We start from the raw sequence: 4,593 nt of genomic DNA on the forward strand, positions 1-4,593 counted from the left end.
GGGCAGCGTCATCGGCTCCATGGTCATCGCCCTCTACATGCCCATGTTCAGCATCATGGACCAGATCAAGTAGGCCCCAACGCCCCCGCAGCCGGCCCGTGAGCGCTCCCGCGCTCACGGGCCGTCGCCGTCCCCGCGGCCGGTCGCTGCTCCAGGGGGGTGAAGCGGTCACCAGGTGCTCAAGGGCGTCGCCGACCGGTCCGATGGGTTGAGTACAGAGCCGCCACACCGGCCACGGTGCGCGAACCGCGAGCGGCTCACGATCCAGAAGGGGAGCGTCCATGCTCGCTCGCATCCGCAAGGCCACCGAGGACAAGGAGCAGGGCTTCACCCTGATCGAGCTCCTCGTCGTCATCGTCATCATCGGCATCCTGGCCGCCATCGCCATCCCGACCTTCCTGAACCAGCGCGAGAAGGCGTGGGCGCGCTCGGCCCAGTCCGACCTGCGCAACGCCGCCACGGTGATGGAAGAGCAGTTCGGTGAGACTGGTACTTACCCGACCACTGCTACTGCAGAGATGTTCAAGGAGTCTGACGGGAACGTCATCGCAATTACCTCGGCTGACGCCACGGGTTACTGCCTGGGTCTCACCAGCGACAAGCTGCAGGGCGCCTCCGGCGACGACAACAGCAAGTACTGGAGCTTCAACAGCGCGACCGGCTCGCCGGCGAACACCACCTGCGCCTGACGGTGAACCACTGACGGGGGAGGCCCACTGGGCCTCCCCCGTCCGCACGACCCCTAGACAACACGACCGAGGAGTTGCAGTGGTGGAGGACGACCGTCGGGACGCGGGTTTCACGCTCGTCGAGGTCATCGTCGCCTCTGTGCTGTTCGTCATCCTCGGCACCACCGTTGCGGTCGCCCTCACGACGGCGATCCGGGCTGCTGCGGCCAGCGAGGGTCGCGTGCAGGCGACCAACCTGGCCGCCGAGCAGATCGAGCTCGCCCGTGACGCCGACCCGAGCACCCTGGCGGACGCCTCGGTCGAGGTGCAGCGCGGCAAGATGACCTACCACGTGACGACGACCGTCGACTCCCAGACCGCTGACGTGGGTGGGTCCGCCTGTGACGGCGCCAGTGGTGCGGAAGCCCTCAAGCGGGTCACCGTCACGGTCACCTGGGACGGCATGGGCGACGTCGCTCCGGTCCGTTCCGACACCTACCGCAACCTGCCGATCACCGGTTCCTCCAGCACCCGCGGAACCCTCACCCTCAAGGTCGTCGACCGAGAGAGTCGTCCTCTCGCCGGCTCCCCCGTCGCGCTCAGCCGCGACGGCGTGGCTCTGGCCACCCGTGCCACGGGTGCCGACGGCTGCGTGGCCTTCTCGAACCTCGAGGCCGGCGCCGGCTACCGCGCCGAGCTCCGGCAGTCCGGCTTCGTCGACCCCCGGCACGCACCCACCACCGCCGTGGTGACGACCGTGGTCGCGAAGCAGGTCACCAAGCACCCCGGCTTCCAGTGGGACCGTGCGTCCACACCCGTCATCACCGCCCCCGTGCCGGCCGGGTACCCCGTGCCCGCGGGCGTGCCCGTGACCCTCTTCAACGGGGACGCGCAGGGTGCGCCCCTGGTCCTGGCAGCCTGCTCCTCCACGAGCACGGTGTGCGCCGACCAGAGCGGCGCCGGGAGCGACCGCGCCACCTGGAACGTGCAGGGGCTCTTCCCGCGCACCAGCGGGTACCGGGCAGCGGCCGGCGGGTGCGGCAACTGCACCGCCTCACCGCGGACGGTCGCCACGATTCAGCCCCTCCCGGGACAGCCGACGCCTGTGAACGTTCCAGGGCTGGGCGGGCTGGACATCGTCCTGAAGAAGGGGGGTCGGGCGGTGGCCGGAAGCGTCTGGGTCGTCAACGTCAACGACCCCAATGAGAAGTACCAGCTCACCGGCATCACCACCAGCGGTCCGGGCAGGATCGCGGTCCCCGCCGGTTCCTGGCGCGTCAGCGTGTCCGCGACCGAAGCCAACGCCACTTATCGAACGTCCGTGGACGTCGGCCCCCTGACCACCCGGGCGATCGAGGTGACCGCGCCGTGACCGCCGCCCGCCACGCCGGTGCGCCGGCGGATGAAGGAGTCACCCTCGTGGAGGTGCTCGTGGCCATGCTGGTCGCGGGTGTCCTCTCGACCGTCGTCATGCTCACCATGACACAAGCGTTCAACACCACCCGACTCGCCGACGGCCGTCAGGAGCGTGCAGCCCAGGCGCGGGTTGCGCTGGACGACACCGCCACCCTGCTGCGCACGGCGACCCGGTACACCCCGGTTCCTCCGCAGGGCAGCAACGCCGCCCCTGGTCCGACGGTCCGCGCCTTCTCCGTTCTCACCCCCACCGAGGTGGTCTTCCTGGCGAACCTGTCCGCCATCGGGGTCACGCGGGCGGACGACAAGCGTCCCACCAAGGTCCGTCTGTACCTCGACGCCTCCGATCCTGCCGACCCGGTGCTGCGTGAGGAGCGCTGGACCTCGACCGGTGTGGGCTCCGACGGCAGCCTCATCTGGCCGAGCCGGCCCAACTCCTCGCGCGCGGTGGCGCACCGTGTCAGCGCCCCCACCGGCAGGATCTTCACCGGGTACCTGGTCGACGACGTCGCGTCGGGCCCCAGGGACGGGCAGCAGTTCCCCGAGTCCACGCTGCCCGTGGATGCCAGTGGCGCAGTCACGGGCGCCGGTCTGGACGCCGTGTCCGGTGTGCGAGTCCAGGTCACCGTCACACCCCCGATCGGTGAGACCGGTGGCCCCGCCACGTTCAGCAACTACGTCAGCTTCGTCAATCCCGTGGGGCAATCGTGATGAGAAGGAACGTCCATCGCGACGGCGACGAGGGTTACGCCCTCGCCTTCGTGATGATCACCATGATGGTCGTGGCCATCGTCGTCGCCACGACCATCACCATCGCGATGTCCAACCTCAAGCCGAGCCGTGAGAACGCCGACTCCCAGGCTGCTCTCGCTGCTGCGCAGACCGGCGTCGACGACTTCGTCACCCGGCTCAACGCCTGCGACGCCTACTGGCGCGATGCCCGCGACGAGGAGCTCAGGGCCGTGACCGGGCAGTCCTTCGCCCGGGCGTGCCCAGGCAGCACGGACAGTCCCGCGCTGCTCAGCTGGGCCTCTGTTCCAGGTACCGACGGGTCTGGCCGGGCGAAGTTCACGTACGACGTCCTCAGCGCACCGGACGGAACCGCCACGCCCGGTCGCATCCGCCTCCGGTCGACCGGTGACGTCGGCGGCCAGCAGCGCACCGTGACGATCGAGCTCAGCAAGCAGGGCTTCCTGCAGTACATCTACTACACGGAGCGGGAGGCTCCCTCTCCGAGCACCATGCGCTCCCGCTTCGGCGCCCGAGTCGTGCCCCTGACCGAGGACTTCGCGCGCAACCGCGTGTGCCTCGCATCCTCGTGGTGGGGCGGGTGCACGGAGTGGGGGACGAAGATCGAGTACGGCGGCCTGAGCGTCGCCGATGCCGAGCGGTGCAGCAGGACCTGGTACGACGACCGCAGCGGAAACGGGCGGCGGGCGAGGTACGACAGCAGCACCTCCTTCGAGGAGGCGCCCTTCGTGGAGACGTACCTCATCTACACCAACCGAAGCAACGTCTACTCCGGCACCGCACAGCGTTCGTGCGACATCCAGTTCGGACCGCAGGACGTCATTTCCGGGCGTCTCTACTCCAAGGACGCCCTGATGCTCGGCGGCAGCGCGGCGAGCAAGCCGACGTTCATCGGTTCGGCGCAGACGTACTGGCAACCCAGCTACTCCCCGGCGCCTCGTGCGAACGCGCCCTGGCGCGACGCCCCGGGCAACAGCTACTCCGGGTACAACCAGAACGGTCAGAAGCCCGCGGTCACCCAGGAGGACGTGAGCCTGCCGCCGTCGAACGGTGAGATCCGCGCGGTCGCCTCGGGTGCCACTGGCTGCTTGTACACGGGACCGACACGCATCGTCTTCCAGGCCGGTGGCGGGTACACGGTGACCAGCCCGCGCACCACCACCAGTTCGTCCGCTTGCGGTAGCAACCTCTCCTCGGGCGCGGCCCAGACCGTGTCCGGGCCGAGCAGTGGTGTCATCTACGTCGACGCCTTCTCCGGCCAGTGCACCGATCCTGCTTCGGGGGGGCCCCGGGTTCTCGGCACCTACCCGGTCCAGGGGGACGTCACCACGTACTCCTGCACCGCCGGAGACGTCTTCGTCGAGGGCAGGGTCAAGGGGCGTTACACCATCGCATCCGCCGACCGTGTCGTCATCACCGGCAACACCACGTACGTCTCCGGCCGCAGCACGACCGGCACCGACGTCCTCGGGCTCATCGCCGGCACCGGCAACGTCGAGATCTACCACCCCGTGCGGTGCGCCACCACCGTCGTCGGTCGTTCGTGCGTCAACGACGCGTCCGACTTCGGGGCCGACACCGCGAGCGTCTACGCTAACCTCCCTGGGGCCGTGCAGAACATCGAGGTGCACGCAGCACTGCTCTCGGTGTCCAACTCCTTCACCGTGCAGAACTACGACCGGGGTGCTGCTCTGGGCACGCTGAGCGTGTTCGGTGGCATCTACCAGAAGCAGCGCGGTGCGGTCGCACTGTCCGGCAG

At 69.1% G+C, this 4,593-nt stretch carries 4 protein-coding genes; all 4 read left to right on the top strand.

Annotation, left to right across the window (positions count from 1 at the left end):
* Window positions 1-281: 281 nt before the first annotated feature.
* Entirely contained in the window at window positions 282-689 is a 408-nt protein-coding gene (locus tag V9U69_RS15375) for a type IV pilin protein (RefSeq protein ID WP_337062727.1), read from the top strand.
* 82 nt (window positions 690-771) lie between these two features.
* On the top strand, window positions 772-2,040 hold the full coding sequence (locus V9U69_RS15380; RefSeq protein WP_337062728.1) for a type II secretion system protein: 1,269 nt from the start codon (window positions 772-774) through the stop codon (window positions 2,038-2,040).
* Window positions 2,037-2,795, top strand: a complete 759-nt coding sequence (locus V9U69_RS15385) for a type II secretion system protein (RefSeq protein WP_337062729.1) — start codon at window positions 2,037-2,039, stop codon at window positions 2,793-2,795. Before V9U69_RS15380 ends, V9U69_RS15385 begins: the two co-directional genes overlap by 4 nt.
* Window positions 2,795-4,593: hypothetical protein (locus V9U69_RS15390; protein ID WP_337062730.1), on the top strand; the 1,799-nt coding region annotated here is incomplete at its 3' end. The genes V9U69_RS15385 and V9U69_RS15390, both read left to right, overlap by 1 nt.

This window comes from Kineococcus sp. G2 (assembly GCF_037154035.1).
Taxonomy (GTDB): Bacteria; Actinomycetota; Actinomycetes; order Actinomycetales; family Kineococcaceae; genus Kineococcus.